The organism is Streptomyces sp. NPDC038213, assembly GCF_055600495.1.
Genome location: NZ_JBVJYM010000016.1, coordinates 110246 through 129879, shown reverse-complemented (window position 1 = coordinate 129879; position 19634 = coordinate 110246). Strand labels below are relative to the sequence as shown.

General features: G+C 76.5%; 16 protein-coding genes. 8 read left to right on the top strand and 8 right to left on the bottom strand.

Features of this window, described 5'->3' with window-relative positions; genetic code table 11:
• Window positions 1-3369: nSTAND1 domain-containing NTPase (locus ACZ7JZ_RS22225; RefSeq protein ID WP_470941783.1), on the bottom strand; the 3369-nt coding region annotated here is incomplete at its 3' end.
• A gap of 193 nt (window positions 3370-3562) precedes the next feature.
• Here ACZ7JZ_RS22225 and ACZ7JZ_RS22220 point away from each other — a divergent pair.
• Window positions 3563-4009, top strand: coding sequence for a hypothetical protein (locus tag ACZ7JZ_RS22220; protein ID WP_470941781.1), 447 nt, complete (start codon window positions 3563-3565; stop codon window positions 4007-4009).
• Window positions 4010-4120: 111 nt separating this feature from the next.
• Here ACZ7JZ_RS22220 and ACZ7JZ_RS22215 read toward each other — a convergent pair whose 3' ends face one another.
• Both ACZ7JZ_RS22215 and ACZ7JZ_RS22210 read right to left on the bottom strand, forming a co-directional pair.
• A complete protein-coding gene (locus tag ACZ7JZ_RS22215; protein ID WP_470941778.1) occupies window positions 4121-5161 on the bottom strand; it encodes a vWA domain-containing protein in 1041 nt (346 codons plus the stop codon).
• Between the two features lie 106 nt (window positions 5162-5267).
• On the bottom strand, window positions 5268-6179 hold the full coding sequence (locus tag ACZ7JZ_RS22210) for a calcium-binding protein (protein WP_470941775.1): 912 nt from the start codon (window positions 6177-6179) through the stop codon (window positions 5268-5270).
• Between the two features lie 225 nt (window positions 6180-6404).
• Here ACZ7JZ_RS22210 and ACZ7JZ_RS22205 point away from each other — a divergent pair, with 225 nt between their 5' ends.
• Complete coding sequence (locus ACZ7JZ_RS22205; RefSeq protein WP_470941886.1) at window positions 6405-7751, top strand: geranylgeranyl reductase family protein; 1347 nt, start codon at window positions 6405-6407, stop codon at window positions 7749-7751.
• Window positions 7752-7802: 51 nt separating this feature from the next.
• Here the strand turns inward: ACZ7JZ_RS22205 and ACZ7JZ_RS22200 are convergent, their stop codons facing one another.
• Complete coding sequence (locus ACZ7JZ_RS22200; protein ID WP_470941773.1) at window positions 7803-8537, bottom strand: hypothetical protein; 735 nt, start codon at window positions 8535-8537, stop codon at window positions 7803-7805.
• A gap of 127 nt (window positions 8538-8664) precedes the next feature.
• Window positions 8665-10677: a hypothetical protein gene (locus ACZ7JZ_RS22195; RefSeq protein ID WP_470941771.1), complete on the bottom strand. Its 2013-nt coding sequence runs from the start codon at window positions 10675-10677 to the stop codon at window positions 8665-8667.
• A gap of 147 nt (window positions 10678-10824) precedes the next feature.
• Between ACZ7JZ_RS22195 and ACZ7JZ_RS22190 the strand changes: the two genes are divergently transcribed.
• Entirely contained in the window at window positions 10825-11631 is an 807-nt protein-coding gene (locus ACZ7JZ_RS22190; RefSeq protein WP_470941769.1) for an IclR family transcriptional regulator, read from the top strand.
• Window positions 11632-11658: 27 nt separating this feature from the next.
• Here the strand turns inward: ACZ7JZ_RS22190 and ACZ7JZ_RS22185 are convergent, their stop codons facing one another.
• Together ACZ7JZ_RS22185 and ACZ7JZ_RS22180 are read right to left on the bottom strand one after the other, a co-directional pair.
• Window positions 11659-12171 (bottom strand): hypothetical protein, encoded by a 513-nt coding sequence (locus ACZ7JZ_RS22185; protein WP_470941766.1) that lies wholly within the window; start codon window positions 12169-12171, stop codon window positions 11659-11661.
• 209 nt (window positions 12172-12380) lie between these two features.
• Window positions 12381-13130 carry a GntR family transcriptional regulator gene (locus ACZ7JZ_RS22180; protein ID WP_470941763.1) on the bottom strand — a complete coding sequence of 250 codons (750 nt, stop codon included), beginning with the start codon at window positions 13128-13130 and terminating at the stop codon, window positions 12381-12383.
• A gap of 295 nt (window positions 13131-13425) precedes the next feature.
• Between ACZ7JZ_RS22180 and ACZ7JZ_RS22175 the strand changes: the two genes are divergently transcribed.
• The 5 genes from ACZ7JZ_RS22175 to ACZ7JZ_RS22155 are packed head-to-tail and all read left to right on the top strand — an operon-like array spanning window position 13426 to window position 18204.
• Window positions 13426-14586 (top strand): ABC transporter substrate-binding protein, encoded by a 1161-nt coding sequence (locus ACZ7JZ_RS22175; protein WP_470941760.1) that lies wholly within the window; start codon window positions 13426-13428, stop codon window positions 14584-14586.
• A complete protein-coding gene (locus tag ACZ7JZ_RS22170) occupies window positions 14586-15479 on the top strand; it encodes an ABC transporter permease (protein ID WP_470941758.1) in 894 nt (297 codons plus the stop codon). The genes ACZ7JZ_RS22175 and ACZ7JZ_RS22170 overlap by 1 nt, the downstream gene beginning before the upstream one ends.
• Window positions 15476-16420 (top strand): ABC transporter permease, encoded by a 945-nt coding sequence (locus ACZ7JZ_RS22165; RefSeq protein WP_470941883.1) that lies wholly within the window; start codon window positions 15476-15478, stop codon window positions 16418-16420. Before ACZ7JZ_RS22170 ends, ACZ7JZ_RS22165 begins: the two co-directional genes overlap by 4 nt.
• 3 nt (window positions 16421-16423) lie before the next feature.
• Window positions 16424-17551 (top strand): ABC transporter ATP-binding protein, encoded by a 1128-nt coding sequence (locus tag ACZ7JZ_RS22160; RefSeq protein WP_470941756.1) that lies wholly within the window; start codon window positions 16424-16426, stop codon window positions 17549-17551.
• A 26-nt stretch (window positions 17552-17577) separates the two neighbouring features.
• Window positions 17578-18204: an HAD family hydrolase gene (locus tag ACZ7JZ_RS22155; RefSeq protein WP_470941880.1), complete on the top strand. Its 627-nt coding sequence runs from the start codon at window positions 17578-17580 to the stop codon at window positions 18202-18204.
• On the opposite strand, the gene ACZ7JZ_RS22150 is transcribed toward ACZ7JZ_RS22155, so the two are convergent.
• A complete protein-coding gene (locus tag ACZ7JZ_RS22150; RefSeq protein WP_470941754.1) occupies window positions 18201-19529 on the bottom strand; it encodes a DUF5933 domain-containing protein in 1329 nt (442 codons plus the stop codon). The genes ACZ7JZ_RS22155 and ACZ7JZ_RS22150 overlap by 4 nt on opposite strands.
• Window positions 19530-19634: the final 105 nt, after the last annotated feature.

Below are 19634 nucleotides of genomic sequence, written 5' to 3'. Positions count from 1 at the left end.
CCGCCGGCCCACGTCCCACAGCTTGACGGTCCGGTCCGCGCTCCCCGAGGCCAGGATCCGCCCGTCGGGGGAGAAGGCCACCGAGAACACCGAACCCCCGTGCCCCGGCAGCGCCCCCGTCTGCCGCCGCGCCCGCGGGTCCCACAGCCGTACCGTCCGGTCCGCCCCCGCCGAGGCCAGCAGACCGCCGCCGGGGGCGAAGGCCGACTGCCACACCTCCGCGAAGGGGCGCGCGACCAGCGAGCTGCGGCCCGGGTCCCACAGCGCGGCCGACTGGTCGAAACTGCCCGTGGCCAGGACCCCGTCCGGCCCGACCGCCACCGCGAGCACGTAGTCCGTATGGCCGGCGAGGGTCTCCGTCACCCGGTGGCCCGCCGTGTCCCACAGCTTCGCCGTACCGTCCCCGCTGGTGCTCACCACCGTCGTACCGTCCGCGGTGTACGCGACCGCGTTGACGTCGTCGCTGTGCCCGCGCAGCACCACCGGCGCCGCGCGCCCGCCGCCGGCCGGCCAGATCCGCACCGTCCGGTCGGCGCCCCCGGAGGCCACGCTGCGCCCGTCCGGTGCGAACGCCACGCCCAGGACCCCGTCCTCGTGCCCGGAGAAGGTGCGTACGGCCCGCGCGCCGGACCCGGGGGAGACCCCCCACAGCCGCACCGTGCGGTCCGCGCCGCCCGAGACGACCGTACGGCCGTCCGGTGCGAACGCCACCCCGTGCACGGTGTCGGTGTGCCCCCGCAGCACCACCGCGGGCCGCAGCGCCCCCGCCGGACCCCGGGCCCCGCCCGCGCCCGGGGCCGCCACCTCCCACAGCCGCACCGTCCGGTCCATCCCGCCCGTGGCCAGCCGCCGCCCGTCCGGGGAGAACGCCACCGACCGGACCCCGCCGCTGTGCCCGAACAGCGTGGCGACGAGCTGGCGCTCCGGCAGCCGCCACAGCCGCACCGTGCCGTCCGCGCTCGCCGAGGCCAGCAGCCGCCCCCCGCGCCCGAAGGCCACGCCCAGCACCGGACCGCCGTGCCCGGTGAGCACCGCCACCGGCGACCGGTGCCCGCGCCCGCCCCACAGCCGTACGGTCCCGTCACTGCTGCCGGTGGCCAGCAGCCCGCCGTCCGGGGCGAAGGCGACCGCGTTCACGGGGCCCGTGTGCCCGGTCAGCCGGCCCGCGAAGGCCTGCGCCTGCGTGCTCAGCAGGGCGCTCAGGGCCTCGGTCGTGGCCGCCGTCCGGTACGCCTGCACCGCCAGCAGCATGGATGCCTCCGGCTGCCCCGCTGCCAGCGCCCCGGACCGTACGGCCAGCGCCTGCGACTGCGCGACCCGGCGCTCCGCCACGGCCCGCGAGCGCTGGTGGAAGGCCACGGCGCCCGCACCGAGCGCCACGGCGAGCAGGACGGCGAGCGTGGCCAGGAGCCGCCGCCGGGCCCGCGCCTGGCGCAGCGCGCGCTCGAGCCGGGCCCGCTCGGCGGCCCGGCTCGCCGCGAGGAAGTCCGCCTCCCACGGCCCGAGCGGATCCCGCCCGTCCAGCTCCTGCGCCCACTCCTCCACCGCGGCCAGCGGGCTGCCCCGGTACAGCAGCCCGTCCTCGCGGCCCCCGCGCACCCAGGCGGCCGCCGCGTCCGCGAGCCGCTGGCGCAGCAGCAGGCCCGCACGGTCGCTGTGGATCCACTCCCGTAGCCGCGGCCAGGCCCGCAGCAGCGCCTCATGGGTGATCTGCACGGCCGACTCCCCGGCCGTCAGCAGCCGCGCGCGCACGAAGGCGTCCAGCGCGGCCGCGGCGCCCCGCGGGTCCGGCAGACCGGCCACGAGCTCCTCCGGGGCCCGCCTGCGCCGGGTCTCCACCTCCCCGTCCCCGAGGTGCACCAGCCGCAGCAGCACCCGCCGGGCCGCCTCCCGGCCGGGCCCGTCGAGCCCGGTGTAGACCTGCTCCGCGGTCCGGGCGACCGCCCCGCGCAGCCCGCCGGTCGACTCGTACCCGGCGACGGTGAGGGTGCTGCCGGAGCGCGCGGCCCAGGTCACGAGCAGCGCGTGCGACAGCAGCGGCAGCGCCCCGGGGGCGGGCGCGGCCCCGGGGACGGCTCCGGCCGCGGGGCCGCAGGACGCTCCGGGGTCCGCGCCCGCCCCCGGGGCGCGGGGGTCCGCGAGGGCGGAGCCCGCTCCGCCCTCGGCCCCGGCGTCCCGGGCCAGCAGCTCCACCAGCCCCGGTTCCAGGACCAGCCCGGCCCGTTCGGCGGGCCGCACCACCGCGGCGCGCAGCTCCTGGGGGGTCATGGGGGCGAGGACGAACAGCCCGTGCGTGAACACGTCGGCCAGTTCGGGGTACGCGAGGCAGCGGCCGCTGAAATCGGCCCGCAGCCCCAGCACCACGAGCGCAGGCGCGTCCGTGCCCGCGGCCAGCGCCGCCAGCGCGGCGAGGCACGCCCGCCGCTCGGGCTCGTCGCGGCACAGCGTGAACAGCTCCTCGAACTGGTCGACGACCAGGACCAGCCGCCCCTCGCCGCGGCCGCCGGGCCGTGACGGCGTTCCGTCCCCGGCTCCGCCTCCGGCTCGCTCTGCGGCCCCGTCTCCGGCTCCGCTCCCGCCTTGCTCCGCCCGGTCCCCGGGGCCGCCTCCGGGCCCGTCCCCGCCGTGGGCCCGTACCCGCGCTCCGCCCGAGGCAGCCTCCTGCGCGCGGGCCGCCCGCAGGGCCGCTGCCAGCAGGCCGGGGTCGGCGGTGAGCTCCGCCGGTCCCGGCAGGGCGGTGCAGCCCGTGGCCTTCTCGGTGACCAGGAGCAGTTCGGCGAGCGGTGCGGCCGTCGGCGTGCACACCGCCACCGGACCGCTGCGCCCGACTCCCGCGGGACCCCGCCCGGCCCGCAGGGCTGCCGCGAGCCCCGCCCGCAGCAGGGAGGACTTGCCCGCCCCGGAGGGCGCCACCACCGCGAGCGGGCCCCGTCCGGCCCGCTCCGCGAGCCGGTCCAGCAGGGCCGCCGTGGCCCGCTCCCGCCCGAAGAACCAGGCGGCGTCCCCGGAGCCGAAGGGGGCCAGGCCCCGGTACGGGCAGGGGAGCGCACCGGGCTGCGGCTGCCGCTGCTGCGGCAGCTCCCCGGCCGCCGCCGCGAGCGCGGTCAGCGCGCCGCCCGCCCCCAGGACCTCGTCACAGCGCCGGGCCAGGTCGGGCGTGGGCGGCTTGCCGCCGTTCTCGATCTTGCTGAGGTAGCCCTTGCTGTAGTGCACGCGCTGTGCAAGGGCCGACAGGGAGAGCCCTGCCGCGGTTCTCGTACGCCGTAGAGCGGTCCCGAAATCCTCCGGAGAACCGGCGTTCTCCGCGTGCTGTCCGGTCCTGCCGGTCCCGCCGGTCCCGCCGGGGGAAAGGTCCCGAGCCCCGTCCATACGTGCCTCCGCGCGCAGTTGCGGGGCTCCACGCTAGCGAGCCCCGGGGCCCCCGCGGGCGGCCCGGAACCCGTTCGGCTGAATCTCGTGATCGTTTGCGCAGGCGGCCGTGCTGTGCCAGCGTGGATAGGCGGGGAGCTCGGGGACGGGGGCGCGGGGGGTTCATCCCGGACGGATCCCGAAGGGGAAACTCATGCAGCGTCTTGTGACAGCAGCCGTGGGCACCGTGGCCGCGATGGTCCTGGCGGCGGGCGGCGCCTCGGCCGCCTGGGCCGCCTGGGCCGACCCCACCGACGACCCGGTCGGACAGGCGGAACTCTGCGCCGACCTCGGCGAACTGGCCTCCAACACGCGCACGTTGCGCACCCTGGACCCGGCGACCGCCACCAAGGACCAGGTCAAGGACGCCTACGAGGACGTCCAGGACGACTGGGCCTCGGTGAAGGAGTCCACGGTCGACTGGGCCAAGGCCAGGAAGGACGCGGTCACCAAGGCCGCCGAGGACCTGAAGAAGGCGTACACCGACCTCCCCGGAGACACCACCGGAAGCGAAGCCGCCAAGCAGCTCACCCCGTACGCGCAGAAGCTGGAGACGGCGACGCGCGACGCCCACACGGGCCTCGACTGCACCGGCTACTGACCGGCAGCCCCCGGCGGCACGCACCGGCCCTCGCCTGCGCGTGCCGCCGGGGCGCGCCCGACGCACGCACCCGCACGGAGCGCGTCCCGTGTGCCGGACCGGCCGGGAGCGTCAGACCATCAGCAGCAGCCGCGTCTGCGACACCAGCTTGCGGTTGACGCTCGTGCTCTGCACGAAAATGGTGAATTCCGCATTCTGGTCCGGCTTGACGCGGACCTCCGCATCCGGAAGTCCGAGCAGGGTCCGCGCCTGCGGACCCGTGTACACGCGGTCGCTGCTCTTCTCCAGAACGGCGATCTGCTTGCGCGCCTGGATCTTCTCCGTCTTGCTCAGCTCGTAAAAGGCGCAGCCGGTGCGGTAATCGTGCCCGGATTCGACGATCCAGTCGCGGATACCCGCATCGCGTGCCACCGGAATGAGCACGTATTCCGAGGGGTCGGAGGGAACGAGTCCGGCCGCCTCGATGGTCTTCCTGTTCACCGCTTCCGCGCCCGTTGAGAACACCGCGCGGGAACCGCGGATGCCCTTCGTCCGGCCCACCATGAACTTCTCGGTGGCCTCCTTGATGACCTGGCCGGCCTCCTCCAGGCCCTGCGTGCTCGTGGCGTCCCAGACGGCGATGTTGTCCTTCGGGAAGCCGCACTGCATCGCCTCGCGCTTGCCCGCCTGGTCGGGCACCAGCACCGCGAGGGTCCAGTTGTCCTCCTGGTTCCCTATCAGCGAGGACACGGCCTTCACCAGCTCGGCCGGCTTGCGCGAGGGGGCGTCCGCGCAGCGGTGGCTCGCGTTCTCCTGGCCGTCCGTCAGGACGAAGGTCAGGAAGCTGTGGTCCCCGTACAGCTGCGCCGTCCGGGCCAGTTCGTGCTGCGACTTCAGCGTGGCCGCGAGCAGCGCGGTCATTCCCCCCACCCGGTAGAGCTTCTGCAGGGAGGGCATCCGCAGGACGTCCTTGTCGTAGATGACGCACTCGACCTTGTCCGAGAACACGTACACCGTGACGCGGGTCTCCTGGTCCAGTTCCTGGGACCGGCGGGCCAGATAGGCGATCTGCTGGTCCGCCACCTCGACAACTTTGCCGCCGAGGTGCGACATGGACGAACTCGCGTCCAGCACGAGGGCAACGTGGTTGATGTAGTTCTGGTTTCCGGACATGGCCGCTCCTCCGTATTTCCGGGATTCCCCGGATCGACGGTCTTACCTTCGCACCCGCCACTGACAATCGGCCGGGAGCGGGGGAGCGGCCCGTACTGCCGCCCGCCTACGGCAGGTTGGCGGCCGCCGTGCAGCCCGTCACGACGTCCTTCGCGTCGTTCCCGTCCTTGCCCTCGCAGGTGTCCTCCGCGTCCCCGCCGCCGTCGAGCACGTCGTGCCCGCCCGCCGCGGGCGCCGGGTCCGTACCCGTGGAGGGGGCGGGTGCGGGGACCGGGGAGGCGGCGCCCGGCGAGGGCGCCGGCCGCGGGGGGCGCGGGGCGGGGGTGCCGCCCGCGCTGTCCGGCTCGTCGCGGTCGCGCGCGGTGTGCCCCGAGTTGCTGTCCCCGATGAGCGCGTCCTTGCCGGGGCCGCCCACCATGACGTCGTTGCCGCCGCCCGAGGCCCGGGACTCCGCCGAGGAGTCGCCCGTCATCAGGTCGTCGCCCGCACCGCCGTCCATGACGTCGTTGCCGCCGCCCGAGGCGTCGATGCCGCCCCGGCTGTCGCCGACCATGTGGTCGTCTCCGTCGCCGCCCCTGACGATGTCGTTGCCGCCGCCCGAGGCGCCGGCCCCGAAGGCGATGCTGTCGCCGCCGACCCGGTCGTCGCCGGGGCCGCCGAGCACGATGTCGTTCCCGCCGCCCTCGGCCGGGGCCCGGGTGGTGATCACGTCCCCGCGGACCATGTCGCCGCCCTCGCCGCCGTCCACCCGGTCGTTGCCGAGTCCCCCGGCCAGGGTGTCGTCCCCGCCGAGCCCGCACACCAGGTCGTTGCCCGCACCCGCGTCGACGGTGTCCGGCCCCGCGGAGCCGACGATGACGTCGTCGCCCGCCGTGCCCGTGATCGTGCCGGACCCGGTGATCGTCGCGGCCCGCCCGAAGCAGGAGGCCTCCTCCGCCCCCGCGGCGGAGGAGGAGGGAAGGGCGAGTGCGAGCAGCACCACGGCCGTCGCTGCCGTGAGGGACGTACGCCTGTTCATCGCTGCCTCCGGTCACAGGGGGCCGCCGGTCGGCCTCGGGACTGGAAGGGGACGCTAGGAGCGGGGCACCCTCCGGTCAATCAGATTCCACCGGTGTGTGCGGTATTGGGTCCTTTTGGCGCTGTGCCCGGGGCCCCGATCGGCCCCCGCCACCCGGCGCGCGGCGGAGGTTTCGCCCCGGGCGGGCGCGGCATAGTGAAGGGAGTGACCAACGAGACGGACGACGTGACGGGCCACCGCGCCCCGCAGAGCAGCCCCGCCCACCGGGAGGGGACCGACCGCGAAGAGGAAGCACAGGTCATCGTCGTGGGAGCCGGACCCGCGGGCTCGGCCGCTGCGGCGCACCTGGCGCGCGCGGGCCTGGACGTGCTGCTCCTGGAGAAGAGCGGGTTCCCCCGCGAGAAGGTCTGCGGGGACGGGCTCACCCCGCGCGCCGTCGCCCAGCTCGTCCGCCTCGGCCTGGACGTCAACGCCCCCGGCTGGATGCGGAACAAGGGCATGCGCTGGGTCTGCGAGGACCGCTCCGTCGAGCTCGACTGGCCCCGCCTGGGCAGCCTCCCCGACTTCGGCCTGACCCGCAGCCGGCACGACTTCGACGACCTGCTCGCCGCCCACGCCCAGGCCTCCGGCGCCCGCCTGCGCACCCACGTCAAGGTCACCGCCCCGACCACCGACCGCTCCGGGCGCCTCACGGGCGTCGAGGCCCTGCGCGGCCCCGACCGGGAGCCGGTGCGCTACCGCGCCCCCCTCGTCGTCGCCGCCGACGGCGCCTCCGCCCGCACCGCCGTCGCCCTGGGGCTCGTACGCGACTCCAGCCGGCCCGTCGCCGCCGCAGCCCGCCGCTACTACCGCAGCCCCGCCCGCACCCACGACGCCTACCTGGAGCTCTGGGCCGACCTGCGCTGCCCGCGCACCGGGCTCGACCTGCCCGGCTACGGCTGGGTGTTCCCCCTCGGCGACGGCCGCGTCAACGTCGGCCTCGGCGCCCTGCCGCAGCGCCGCAGCAAGCCCGTCGACCTGCGCGCCGCCATGGACCACTGGCTGCCCCGCCTCCCCGCGCACTGGGGCATCGGCGAGGACAGCGCCGAATCCCCGCTGCGCAGTTCGCCGCTCCCCATGGGCATGAACCGCAAGCCCCAGTACCGCCGCGGCCTGCTGCTGGTCGGCGACAGTGCGGGCATGGTCAGCCCCTGGAGCGGCGAGGGCATCGCCCAGGCCATGGAGGCCGCGGAGGTCGCCGCCGACACCGTCGCGCTCGCCCTCGCCCGGCCCGGGGGCCCGCGGCGCGAGCACGCGCTGCACCAGTACCCGGCCGAGATCCAGCGCCGCTGGGGGCGCTACTACCGGCTCGGCAACCTGGCCGGGGACCTCGTCTTCGCCCGCTACGGCTACCGGCCCCTGCTCCACCCCCGCGTCATGGCCTCACCGCAGCTCCTGCACACCCTGGCGCGGCTGCTCACCCACGTCACCGACGAGCCCTCCCACGACGGCATCGACGCCGTCGTGCACACCCTGCTGCGCCTCGTGCCGCCCGCGGGCCGCAGGCGGCGTCCGGCACGGGCCGGGGCCTGACCCGCAGCCGCCGGGCCGCGGCACGGAGCCGGGGCCCGGCGCTGCGGCAGCTCAGGCCGGGCCCTCCCAGGCCGCCGCCGGACCGTCCAGCCAGGCGGGCGGCAGCTCGGCGGCGTCCCACTCGGCGCGGAGCGGCCCCGCAGCGGCCACGAGCCGCTCCAGCACGGCGATGCCGGCGGGGGAGTGCAGAAGCGAGTACCGGCTGTGGATCGCGGTCGCGCTCCCGGGCCCGAACTGCGCGTACAGCCGCTGGATCCGGGGCCGGTGGGCGGCGGCGAACCGCGTCAGCCGCCCCGGGTACCCCGCCCGCTCGCGGGTGCCCATCGTGGCCAGCACCGCCGTCAGCACCTCGGCCGACACCTCCGGGTCCAGCTCGGAGACCTCGGTGAACGACAGGTACAGCTCCGTCACCGCCACCCGCGTCCGCTCCACGTCCATCCGCCCCACGGGCGCGAAGGCCCCCGGTGCGGCCGGGTCCGGCAGCTCCCCGGCGCCGACCGCGTGCGCGAGGGCCTCCTCGGCGAGGCCGCCCAGGAGGTCCGCCGCGGCGCGGGCCCCGTCGAGCCAGCCCGAGGCGTAGGGCTCGCCCTTGTCGCCCGGTGCGGCGGCGGTGTCCGCGGCGACCTGCCGGTGCGCCAGGGCCAGGGCGCCCGCCGCCACGAGTCCGATGAGGTCCTCGGCGTCGCCGGGGTGCACCCCGGCTCTGGCGAGCAGGTGGACCAGTGTCGTCCTCGCGTTGCGGACACTGACCTCGTCCAGCTGCGGATCTTCGCCGGCGGGCTGCATGCGGTGCCTCTCCTCGTCGTCTGTGCGCCGGGACGAGCCTACGCAGCCGCAGCCCCGCGGCGCGCACCTGCACCCCTCCCGGAGGAGGCCGCGGGCAGGCGCGCCCGCGGGGCGCGCGGACGGCGGGTCAGGGCGCCCCCGCCGTCCAGCCTGCCACCGAACCCCCGGGAGCCAGCTTCCCGCTGAGCCTCAGCGGCCCCGGCGCGGCGCCCGCAGCCGGGACCCGGACGGCCAGCAGCCGGCCCTGCGCGCCTCCGGTGACCGGGCCCGCCACCGCCAGGGACGTGACGCGCCGGCTGCCCGCGGCCAGGAACCAGCGCTCCCCGGACGGCGCGGTCCAGAAGGCCCCCGCGAGCATGTCCTGCCCGAAGCGGCTGCACGCGGCGGTGGGTCCGGCCGCGCGCACCGGCAGTTCGCCGGGCCCGCCGCCGCGGCCGGGCGGGACCTCCAGGGTCACGGAGACCCGGCCCGCGCCCTCCCAGCTCTCGGCCCGCAGGCACACCCACGCGGCCCGGCCGCCCGCCGCGGGCAGGTCCTGTCCGGCGAAGTCCCAGCGGTTGACGGCCCGTACGTCCGTCCCGCGCAGCGCCTCGAGACGGCACGCCGACCGGGCCCAGGCCGCCCGCGCCGCGGGGGCCGTGGCCTCCCGCGGCTGGCGCGCGGGCGCGCCGCTCTCCGGGGGCGGGGTCCAGCTGAGGTGGACGGGCAGCAGTCCGCCGAGGTCGGCGGCGAGGAAGCTGTGGTCCTCCACGATGCGGGTCGAGGAGCGCAGCCACAGCACGGCCGGGCGGGCGCAGCCGCCCGCCCCGGCCCCGGCGGCGGGGGCGCTGAGGGCCGGGGTGACCCCGTCGGGCCCCGCGGTGACGGGGCGGTCCGGGGCGCGCGGGTCCAGCAGGTCGCGGGTGGCGGCCGCGGCGATCCAGGGGGCCAGCAGGAAGCGGACCCCGGCCGGGGTCCGGGTCAGGGCCACGGCCGCGCTGGTGGTGACCCCGGCGCGGTCGGCGCGGGCCAGCTCCAGGGAGGCGGTCCCGGAGGCCGGCTCGGTGTAGCGGGCCACCCGGTCGCCCTCGTGGAGGAGGACGACCAGGTCGCCGCCCGCCCGCCCGGCGAACAGCAGGCGGGGCGGCGCTGCGGGCGGCCCGGGGCGGGTGGCGGCCGCGGTACGGGCCCGGGGCCCCGCGCCGCCGCCCCAGGCGCGCAGCGCCCGCCCCAGCAGCGCGGTGTCGCCGACGTGCGAACCGCGGCTCGGCCAGGCGGTGAAGTCCACCCGGGAGGTGTCCGCCCACCGGGCGGGGTCCGTGCGCTGCAGGGCGGCCGGGTCCAGGAACCGGGCGGCGCTCGCCGCCGGTCCCGAGGCCGGCTGCACCGCCTCGGGCCCGTCGTGCCGCACGGGGACCAGCGCGGCCGCCGCGAGCGCGGCCAGCCCGGCGCCGAGGGCGGCCCAGCGGGTGCGCCGGCGGCGGCGCAGCAGGTCCGTGGGGCGCAGCTGCACCGTGCACGGGTCGAACTCGCTGCCGAGCAGGAGCGATTCTGCCGTGGGGAGGGAGGAGGAGTCGCCCGCGGCCGCCGCCGGGGATCCGGACCCCTCCGGCGGGCCCCCGAGGGTACGGGCGATCCCGTCGGCCGCCCCGACGGCACCCGCGGGGTCGCGTACGCCCACCGCGGCCAGCAGTGCCTGCGCCTGCGCCCCGTCGAGCCCGTCCAGCAGCCGCAGCGCGAGCGCGGCCCGCACCGGCGGCCCGACGTGCGCGAGGTCGCGGTCCAGGGCGAGTTCGGCCGTACTGCCGGAGCGGGGGAAGAGCCGCAGGCCCAGGACGGAGGGGAGGGGGGCGCGGGCCGCCAGGCGGCGGTTGCGCAGGGCCCGCGCCAGCACCCGGGCGCGCAGCCAGGCGTACGCCGGCTCCTCGCCGCCCGGGGCGGGGGGCTGCGGCGGCGGGGCGGCGGCGCGGCTGCCGGCCAGCGAGCGCTGGACCAGTGCGTGGGCCCGCAGCACCCGGCGGTGGCGGCCGAGTTCGGGGGGCAGGACCAGGTGGGCGAGGCGGACGAGGCGCGGGTAGTGCCGCACCAGGGCGGCCTCTGCCTCGTGCCGGCCGGGCGGCACCAGGGGTATGGCGGTGTTCCGGTCGCGTGACGGCTCCATGACCCTCCAACGCGGGCCCCGGGCCCGCGGTCACCCCGAACCTGTGCCCGCCCGCTCACTCGCCCCGTCCCGTACGGCGGAACGGGATACTGTGGACCGGAACCGCCCCCAGGGGGGCGCGCTGGGACGGGCACCTCGGGAGACGGCGTGACACGGGAAGACGGCGGCCCCGCGGCGCCCGGCGCGCCGGACGGCCCGCGCGGCGGGCGGACTTCGGCGGCCGGCAGCGCCCTGGAGAAGTCCCTGCGCATCGTGGAGGCGGTGGCCGCACCCGGCGGACCCCACCGGCTCACCGACCTGGCGCAGGCGGCGGCCGTGCCCAAGTCCAGCACCTTCCGCATCCTCGCCGCCCTCGCCGGGCAGGGGTTCGTCCGCCAGGACGCCGAGGGGCGGTACGCCGCGGGCCCCCGGCTGCGCACCCTGGCCGCGGTGGTCGGGGCCGGCGAGCCGCGCACCGTCGAGGAGGTGCTCGCCGCCTTGCGGGAGGCCACCGGACAGACCGTCCACCTGGCCCTGCACAGCGGCGGGAGCATCACGTACATCCGGAAGCTGGAGAGCGACCAGCCCTTCCGGACCGCGTCCCGGGTGGGCATGCAGGCCCCCCTGCACACCACGGCCATCGGCAAGAGCGTCCTCGCGCACCTGCCGCCCGAGCGGGTGGCGGAGCTGACCGGATCCGCCGGCCTGCCGGGGCGCACCCCCCGCAGCCTCACCACCCCGGGTGCACTCGCCGCCGAACTGGCCCTGGTGCGCGAGCGGGGCTTCGCCGTGGACGACGAGGAGAACGAGCCGACGATCCGCTGCATCGGCAGCGCCGTGCTGGACCCGGCGACCGGCAGCCCGGTCGGCGGGGTCAGCGTCACCACCGTCACCTTCCTCGTCACCCGCGAGGAGATCGAGTCCTACGCCCCGTCCCTGCGCGCGGCCGCGGAGGCGCTGGCCCCGCTCCTGTGACCCGCGGGCGCCGCCCCCGCGCCCGGGTCAGGCGGCGCGGCACAGCGCGTCCGCGCCGGCCGGGACGGTGCGCACCACGACCGCGGGGCCCTGCGCCGTGCGGGCGCCCGGCGCGCCCCGGCGGGCGAAGACCACCAGGCGCAGCACCGCGAACCGCGCGACCCCGGCGAAGGCCGAGGCGCCGAGGTAGACGGCCTGCTCCAGCACCGGGCCCGGGTCCGCCGCCACCTGGTGGAGGACGAACACGGCCAGGCAGGTCACGGCGTAGGCGGCCGCGGCGGAGCCGGCCGACTGCACGTGCTGGACCCGCGTCGCGCGCCCGCCCGCGCCGAAGGTGAAGCGGGCGTGGAGCTCGGTGGCCAGCACCGTGGAGACCGCGGTGACGAGGGCGTTGGCCAGCCCCCAGGGCATCAGGGCGGCGAGGGCCGCCACGGCGAAGCTGGAGGCCACCCCCACGCCGCCGCCGCAGACCACGAAGCGGGCGAAGGAGCCGAAGGCCCCGGCCGCTGCCGGCTGCTGCCGGTTCCGGACTGTCGTCATGACCCCACCCCTTTGCCCGCTCGTTCGTTTCTGACATGAGAAACGCTACGTTGCATTCAAGGGATGGGCAATCAGATTATTGCGCTTGTGTAGGGAAATGGCAGTTCAGGGCATTGAAATCGTTGCAACGGGCCGCTTGGGAATGCAACGAAAGGCTGCGGTGCGTTGCATTGGAATGAAGGTAAACGCTATCCGGGTGCCCCGCCGGGTCAGGACGGCAGGGTGCGGTGGCGCTCCAGGGGCGAGGCCGCGGCCGAATTGCTCACGCTGAACGTGACGCTCCCCGGGCGGTAGCGGTCGTCGGTCCACTCGATGGGGCGGCCCGCCTGGTCGCAGGTGAGGTGGCGCTGGCGCAGCAGCGGGGTCCCGCGGCGCACCCCGAGCAGCGCGGAGTCCTCCGCGCCCGCGGCGACGGCGTCGATGAGGTGCTCCCCGTACTGGGCGACGATGCCGGAGTCCCGGGCGATGCCGTCCATGATCGAGGGGCAGTCCTCGGGCAGCGCCTCGACGGCGTCCGCCGCCCAGGGCGCGTACGCCGTGCGCTCCACCATGGCCGGTTCGCCCTCCAGGCGGCGCAGGCGCAATACGTACAGCACCTCGGAGCCGAGCGGCAGCGACAGGCGGCCGGCCTCCTCGGCCGTGGCGGTCCGGCGGACGCGCGTCAGGATCCGGCTCGCGGTCTCCAGGCCGAGGCCCCGGGCCCACTGGGCGAAGCTGTGCAGCTCGGCGAAGCTGTGGCGGCGCTCACGGCGCAGCACGATCCGGCGGGTGCCCTGCCGGGACCCGACCAGGCCCTCCGAGGCGAGGAGGGCGACGGCCTGGCGGACCGTGCCGCGCGAGGCCTGCCAGCGGGCCACGAGCTCGCTCTCCGACGGGAGCCGGGACCCGACGGGGTAGTCGCCCGCGGCGATCGCCCGGCGCACGGCGTCGGCGATCTCCAGATAGCGTGCCGTCCCCACCTGGCCTGCCCCCGATCTCCCCTGCCCCCGGCCGTCCCCGTGCGCAGCCGGTTACGCGCGGTACGGTCCGCGCGCCCACTCTAACCCCTGGTCCACGCGGCGGAACCGGCCTGTGGACAGCGCCGGTTGACTGCTGTTCACCTCCAGGCCAACCCCCTCCGGCAATTCCGCCGGCGCTCGCGGGCGGGCCATGCCGCGTTCACCTGCGCGTCGGCCGGTACGGGCGAAGTGGGCCTCGGCTTGTTCAGACAAGTCCACACCCCCACCGCCCTTCCCACTGCTCCAGGAGACACCCGTGCCCGGACCCTCCCGCCGCCGCACCGCAGCAGCCCTGCTCGGCACCGCCGTCCTGACCGCCCTCACCGCCGCCTGCGGGGCCAAGGCCGAGACCCCGGCCGCCGGCGGCGCGGGCGCCGCGGCGGACGCGAAGACGGCCGCCTCGGCAGCCGCGTTCGGCGGCCTGAAGGGCCTCGTCGCCGCGGCCGAGAAGGAGGGCGAGCTGAACGTGATCGCCCTGCCGCCGGACTGGGCGAACTACGGCGAGATCATCAAGGCCTTCGAGGCCAAGTACAAGATCAAGGTCAAGAGCGAGAACCCGGACGCCTCCAGCGCCGACGAGATCGCCGCCGTCAAGACCCGCAAGGGGCAGGACCGCGCCCCGGACGTCCTCGACCTGGGCGTCGCCTTCGCCCGCAGCGGCGCCGCCGAGGGCCTGTTCGCCCCGTACAAGGTCGAGAGCTGGGACAAGATCCCCGCGGGCCAGAAGGACGCCGACGGCCGCTGGTACAACGACTACGGCGGCTACGTCTCCATCGGCTGCGACGCCAAGCGCATCAAGAACTGCCCCCAGACCTTCGCCGACCTCCTCAAGCCCGAGTACAAGGGCAAGGTCGCCCTCAACGGCAACCCCACCAAGTCCGGCTCCGCCTTCGGCGGCGTCTACGCGGCCGCCCTCGCGAACAAGGGCTCCTTCGCCGACATCCAGCCCGGCATCGACTTCTTCGCCGAGCTGAAGAAGAGCGGCAACTTCATCCCCGTCGAATCCACCCCGGCCACCGTCGAAAAGGGCGAGACGCCCGTCTCCATCGACTGGGACTACCTCAACGCCGGCTATGCCGACCAGTTCAAGGGCAAGGGAGTCGACTGGAAGGTCGCCGTCCCCACCGACGGCGTCTACGCCCAGTACTACGCGCAGGCGGTCAACAAGGACGCCCCGCACCCCGCGGCCGCCCGCCTGTGGATGGAGTTCCTCTACAGCACCGAGGGCCAGAACCTCTGGCTCAAGGGCTACGCCCGCCCCGTGCTCCTGCCCGCCATGACCGCGGACGGCACCGCCGACGCCGCCTTCACGGCCAAGCTCCCCAAGGTCGCCGGCACGCCCGCCTTCCCCGCCTCCGAGGAGCTCGACCGGGCCAAGGCCGTCCTCGCCGAGAAGTGGGACAAGGCCGTCTCCTGATGCAGTCGACCACCCCCCACCCGGAGCCCGCCGGCGGCACCCGCCGCCGGCGGCGCGGCCCCCGCACCGGGCTCGCCGCCCTCCCCCTCCTCGTCTTCACCGGGCTCTGCTTCGGCATCCCGCTCGGCGCCATCGCCTTCGGCGCCGTGACCCGCACCGACCCCGCCACCGGAGCCGTCACGCCCACCGGCGAACACCTCCAGCGCTCCCTCCAGGGCCCCTACCTCGGCTCGCTCTCCGGCAGCGTGCAGCTCTCCGCCCTGACCGCGCTGATCGCCGCCGTCCTCGGCGTCCTCATCGCCCAGGCCGTGGTCACCTCCCGCTCCGGGGCCCTGCGCAACGCGGTCCTCACCGCCTCCGGAGTCCTCGCCAACTTCGGCGGCGTCCCCCTCGCCTTCGCGTTCATCGCCACCCTCGGCATCTCCGGGGTCGTCACCCAGCTGGCCGGCCTGGCCGACCTCGGCTGGGACCTGTACTCCTTCACCGGACTGGCCACGGTGTACCTGTACTTCCTGATCCCCCTCATGGTCCTGGTCACCGTGCCCGCCCTGGACGGACTGCGCCCCCAGTGGCGCGAAGCCGCCCGGAACGCGGGCGCCACCCCCGGCCAGTTCTGGCGGTACGTCGGCGTCCCCGTCCTCGCCCCCAGCCTCCTCGGCGGCTTCGTCCTCCTCTTCGGCACCGCCTTCGCGGCGCACGCCACCGCCGCCGCCCTGGTCGGCGGCTCGGTCCCGCTCGTCACGCTGAAGATCGCGGACGCCCTGTCCGGAAACGTGCTGACCGGCCAGGAGAACGTGGCCCTCGCCCTCGGCCTCGACATGATCCTGATCGCCGCCCTGGTGATGGCGGTCTACCTGCCCCTCCAGCGACGGAGCGCCCGATGGCTGCGATGACCCCCACCGCCCCGGACACCCCGGCCGGCCAGGCGCCGGGCCCCGGCGCCCCGGCCCCCGCAGCGCCCGGGCCCGCGTCCGGCGCCCCCGCCGAGGCCCCCCGACGGGCCCGGCCGCGCCCGCGGATCTGGCGCGGCGCCGTCCTCGGACTCGCCGGCGCCTACTTTCTGCTCCCGCTCGCCGCCTCCTTCGTCTTCACCGTGCACGTCCCCGGACAGGGCGTCTCCTTCGACGCCTACACCGAACTCCTGGCCGCCGACGGCTTCACCACCAGCCTCCTGCTGTCCCTCTCGCTCGCCGCGGCCACGATCGCCCTGTCCCTGCTGCTCGTCGTCCCCGCCCTGGTCGCGGTCCGCCTCGGCGCCCCGCGCCTGCGCGCGGTCGTCGAAGTGGCCTGCATGCTGCCCCTGGTGGTACCGCCCATCGCGCTCGTCACCGGCATCGGCACCGTCCTGCGCTGGGGCCCCGACCATTTCTCCCGCACCCCGCTCTACCAGACCTTCCTCGCCGTGCAGGACGAGTCCTTCCCCGTCGTCCTCGTCCTCGCGTACACGGTCCTCGCCCTGCCCTTCGTCCACCGCTCGCTCGACGCGGGACTGCGCGCCCTCGACGTCCCCACCCTCGTCGAGGCCGCCCGCAACTGCGGGGCCTCCTGGACCTACACGATCGTGCGGGTCCTGCTGCCGAACCTGCGCTCCTCCCTGGCCGGCGCCGCCTTCCTCACCCTGGCCCTGGTCCTCGGCGAGTTCACCATCGCCTCGCTGCTCGGCTTCCAGCCCTTCGCGGTGTGGATCGTGTCGATCTCCGGCTCCCAGGCCCGCATGTCGGTCGCCGTCTCCCTCCTCAGCCTCATCGTCACCTGGGCGCTGCTGCTGCTCCTCTCCCGGGCCGGCACGGCCCCGGGCACCGCCGCGGCCGCCTCCCCCCGCAAGGAGTCCTGACCCATGTCCACCACCGCCACCGCGGCCCGGACCCGCACGGCCGCCGCCCCCGGCGCCTCCCTCGAATTCCGCGCCCTGCGCCGCTCCTTCGGCGCCACGACCGCCCTCGACGGGCTCGACCTGGCCGTGGCCCCCGGCGAACTCCTCGCCCTGCTCGGCCCCTCCGGCTGCGGGAAGACCACCGCCCTGCGGATGGTCGCCGGCTTCGAGCAGCCCGACTCCGGCGACATCCTCGTCGACGGCCGCGACATCACCGGGGTCCCGGCCAACCGGCGCGACGCCGGCATGGTCTTCCAGTCGTACTCCCTCTTCCCCCACCTCACCGTCCGCGACAACGTGGCCTTCGGCATGAAGGTGCGGGGGACCGCCGCGCCCAGGCGGCACGCCCGCGCGGCCGAACTCCTCGAACTCGTCGGCCTGCCCGGCCACGGCGACCGGTACGCCCACCAGCTCTCCGGCGGACAGCAGCAGCGCGTCGCCCTGGCCCGCGCCCTCGCCCTCGAACCCCGGCTGCTGCTCCTCGACGAGCCCCTGTCCGCCCTGGACGCCAAGGTCCGCCAGAGCCTGCGCGACGAGATCCGCCGCCTCCAGCTCTCCCTGGGCATCACCACCGTCTTCGTCACCCACGACCAGGAGGAGGCCCTGTCCATGTCCGACCGGGTCGCCGTCCTCAACGCCGGCCGGCTCGAGCAGTGCGCCGCGCCCGCCGAGCTCTACGCCCGCCCCGCCACCGCGTTCGTCGCCCAGTTCGTCGGCACCATGAACCGCCTGCCGGGCCGCGTCGCCGGCCCCGGCCTGGTCGAGGCCGCCGGCTGCCGCCTGCCCGTCGACGGCCCGCTGCCGCCCGGACCGGACGCCGACGTGCTCGTGCGGCCCGAGAACGTCACCGCCACCGCCGACCCCGAGGGCCCCGCCACCGTGGTCGCGGCCTCCTTCCTCGGCGCCGTCACCCGCCTCCACCTGCGCCTGGCCGACGGCTCGGACATCAAGGCCGACCTGCCCTCCCGGGAGGCCGCAGCCCTGGCCCCCGGCGCCCGCGCCGCGATCGCCATCAGCCCGCAGCCCGTCCTCGTCCTCCCGGCGGAACCCGCCGCGGCGGGAGCCGAGCCCGCCGGGACCGGCGCCCGGTGAGCCCCCTCGCCGCCGTCCTGTTCGACATGGACGGCACCCTCGTCGACACCGAGGTGCTGTGGTGGCAGGTCACCGAGGAGGCGGCCGCCGCCCTCGGCCACCGCCTCACCGCGGCCGACGCGCCCGAGGTCGTCGGCCGCGCCGTCGGGGACACGGCCGCCCACCTGGTCCGCACCGCCGGCTCCGGGGACCCGGCCGCCGTGGCCGCGGAGCTCGGCGCGGCCTTCCTGGAACGGGTCCGCGCGGGCGCCCCGCTGCGCCCCGGCGCCGCCCGGCTCCTGGCCGCCCTGGACTGTGCCGGCCTGCCGCACGCGCTGGTCAGCGCCTCCCCGCGGAGCGTGGTCGACACGGTCGCCGGCGGGGCCCTCGGCCGGGTGCCGTTCGCCTTCACCCTGTCCGCCGACGACACCCCCCGCACCAAGCCCCACCCGGACCCCTACCGGGCGGCGGCCGAACGGCTCGGCGTACCGCCCGCGGCCTGCCTGGCCGTCGAGGACTCCCCGGACGGGGCCGCCTCCGCCGAGGCAGCGGGCTGCACGGTGCTCGTCGTGCCCTCCCTGCTCCCGGTGCCGGCCTCGCCCCGGCGGGTGTTCGCCGCCAGCCTGGCGGAGGTGGACCTGCCCTTCCTGCGCTCCTGCCTGGAGCCTGCCTAGAGGCGGCTCAGGGGGCGGGCCTCCGCGCGCCGGGTGGTGCGCACGTACCCGAGGACCACCGCGGCCGTCGCCAGCAGGAGCAGCGGCCCGGAGACCCACGGGTGCGCGGCCAGCTGCTCCGGCAGGTAGCGGTAGGAGAGCAGGAAAGCCGCGAAGACCGCCGTGCCCGCGCCCGCGAAGACGGCGCCCGCCCGGTCCCAGCCGTATGCGCAGCAGCGCAGCGCCGCCTCGATCGTGAGCGTGAACACCACGCCCGCGATGATGTCGGCCCCGTAGTGGTAGCCGAAGCCCAGCGTGGCGCACAGGGTCGTGACCAGCCAGAACGTGCCGAACCAGCGCAGCGGGCGGGCCGCGTCCCGCGAGTGGATGAAGATCGCCAGGGCCCAGGCGGTGTGCAGGCTCGGCATGCAGTTGCGCGGGGTGGTCGCATCGAAGGGGAACGGCACCGGCGGATCGGCGGGCAGCGGCGCGACATCGGGCCACAGCCGGGCCAGCTCCCAGCCCCCGCCGTCGGGCCCGTACGCGTACACCGGGCCGACCACCGGGAACAGCATGTAGATCCCGGGCCCGAGCAGGCCGATCACCAGGAAGGTGCGCACCAGGTGGTGGCGGGGGAAGGCGCGGCCGGCGGCCACCCCGCGCAGCTGGTACAGCATCACGAGCACCGCGGCGAGCCCGAGCTGCCCGTAGACCGCGTCGAGCAGGTGCTCGCCCGCGGGGCCCGCGGCCCGCAGCAGCCGCCCTGCGAGCCAGGCCGGATCGCCCAGCGCGCGGTCGGCGGTGGCCACGTACTGGTCGAGGACCTGCGGGCGGCTGCGGGAGGTGATGAGCAGCCAGGTGTCGCCCGCCTTGCGGCCGGTCACCAGCAGCAGGCCCAGACCCACGCCCTTGAGCAGCAGCACCCGCTCGGCGCCGCTGCGCCGCAGCAGCGCGACGGCGCCCCAGCCCAGCACCACCCACAGGGCCCCGGTGCCGGGCAGCACGGGCGCGCCGGCCGCCCACCGGGCCAGGTTGAAGACCAGGTCGATGCCGACCGCGGCGCCGGCGGAGAGCAGCCGCTGCCGCCGGTCCAGCACCGTCAGCACCAGCGCCATGCTGCCGTACAGCAGCGGGGCGGACTTGGGGGTGTGGAACACCTCCCGCAGCTGGTTGCTGATCGGCCCGCGCACGCCGTAGTGGCGGGCGGCGGCCTCCAGCGCGACGAGCAGCAGGAGGCCCACCGCCGCGGCCGCGCCCCACAGCAGGGCCCGCGGTCTGCGGGGAGCGGGGGAGTGCGGCGGTTCGTCGTGCGTGCGCTGAAGCAGCCCTGGTGCTCTGGATATCAACTGTGTGGCCGATGCGTGAGAGGACGGTCGGGACGGCGGCCGCACCCTCGCGCCGCCGGTCTTGCCTGGCCGGACATGCTATCCGCGGCCCCCGGGCCGGGAGCG

Excerpts from the sequence above, each read along its gene's own strand:
- ACZ7JZ_RS22220 (WP_470941781.1), top strand. The coding sequence starts at position 3,563 with ATGCAGCGTCTTGTGACAGCAGCCGTGGGCACCGTGGCCGCGATGGTC.
- ACZ7JZ_RS22215 (WP_470941778.1), bottom strand. The coding sequence starts at position 5,161 with ATGTCCGGAAACCAGAACTACATCAACCACGTTGCCCTCGTGCTGGAC.
- ACZ7JZ_RS22210 (WP_470941775.1), bottom strand. The coding sequence starts at position 6,179 with ATGAACAGGCGTACGTCCCTCACGGCAGCGACGGCCGTGGTGCTGCTC.
- ACZ7JZ_RS22200 (WP_470941773.1), bottom strand. The coding sequence starts at position 8,537 with ATGCAGCCCGCCGGCGAAGATCCGCAGCTGGACGAGGTCAGTGTCCGC.
- ACZ7JZ_RS22195 (WP_470941771.1), bottom strand. The coding sequence starts at position 10,677 with ATGGAGCCGTCACGCGACCGGAACACCGCCATACCCCTGGTGCCGCCC.
- ACZ7JZ_RS22185 (WP_470941766.1), bottom strand. The coding sequence starts at position 12,171 with ATGACGACAGTCCGGAACCGGCAGCAGCCGGCAGCGGCCGGGGCCTTC.
- ACZ7JZ_RS22170 (WP_470941758.1), top strand. The coding sequence starts at position 14,586 with ATGCAGTCGACCACCCCCCACCCGGAGCCCGCCGGCGGCACCCGCCGC.
- ACZ7JZ_RS22165 (WP_470941883.1), top strand. The coding sequence starts at position 15,476 with ATGACCCCCACCGCCCCGGACACCCCGGCCGGCCAGGCGCCGGGCCCC.
- ACZ7JZ_RS22160 (WP_470941756.1), top strand. The coding sequence starts at position 16,424 with ATGTCCACCACCGCCACCGCGGCCCGGACCCGCACGGCCGCCGCCCCC.
- ACZ7JZ_RS22155 (WP_470941880.1), top strand. The coding sequence starts at position 17,578 with ATGGACGGCACCCTCGTCGACACCGAGGTGCTGTGGTGGCAGGTCACC.